The 888-nt window shown below is 68.6% G+C and carries 1 protein-coding gene; it reads left to right on the top strand.

Annotated features, from left to right (window positions below):
• Nucleotides 1-275 precede the first annotated feature (275 nt).
• The coding region (locus HV826_RS36335; protein ID WP_176421569.1) for a pitrilysin family protein at nt 276-888 on the top strand (613 nt) is incomplete at its 3' end.

The raw sequence follows: 888 nt of genomic DNA, 5'->3' as shown, positions 1-888 counted from the left end.
GGCACCGGTGTCTTCCAGGTCCAGGCTTTCGCGCAGGTCCGCGAGCGGATCCACCTCTTCCGGAGGTGACGGCATGGGCGGGCGCAGGTTACCCCCCGGACGGGCGCACCACCAGAGACGCGTGGGCAGGTGCGCGTCCGAAGTTCCATCCATCCGGTCAGACGGCAGCCGTACAGTCTCCTCGACGCCGAGGCTCCCGGGCGTTAGCCAGTGAGGGAAAACATCACACCTCGCCTTGCCCTCCCAGGGGGCCGGTGACACCTTCGAAGGTTTCCATGGCCATCCGCTACGCGCTACCCAACGGGCTTACCGTCGTCTTCGAGGAGCAGCACGCCGCCAAGGTCGCGGCCTTCCAGGTCTGGGTCAAGGCCGGGAGCGCCGACGAGCGGCCGGACCAGGCGGGGCTGGCCCACCTGCACGAGCACATGCTCTTCAAGGGCACCGAGCGGCGAGGCCCCGGTGAGGTCGCCCGGGACGTGGAGTCCCATGGCGGCGAAATCAACGCCTGGACCTCCTACGACCAGACCGTCTACCACATCGTCATCGCCAGCCAGTTCGCCCGGATGGGCCTGGACATCCTGGGGGATGCGGTGCGCCGGTCGGCCTTCGACGCGGGCGAGCTGTCGCGCGAAATCGAGGTGGTGTGCGAGGAAATCAAGCGCAGCCAGGACACGCCGCCCCGCCGCGCCTCGCGAGACCTCTTCTCCACCGCCTACCAGGTGCACCCCTACCGGCTGCCCGTCATCGGCACCGACGAGAGCGTGCGGAGCTTCACGCGGGAGAAGGTGCTGGAGTTCTACCACCGCCACTACACGCCGAAGAACCTGGTGCTGTCGGTGGCCGGCGACCTGCGCGAGGCGGACCTGCGCGAGTGGGTGGACGACATCT

This window comes from Myxococcus sp. AM010, assembly GCF_013372585.1.
In the GTDB taxonomy this organism is placed as follows: Bacteria; Myxococcota; Myxococcia; order Myxococcales; family Myxococcaceae; genus Myxococcus; species Myxococcus vastator.
The sequence above is the reverse complement of the archived record's forward strand: the minus strand, read 5'-3'. Positions and strand labels throughout refer to the sequence as shown.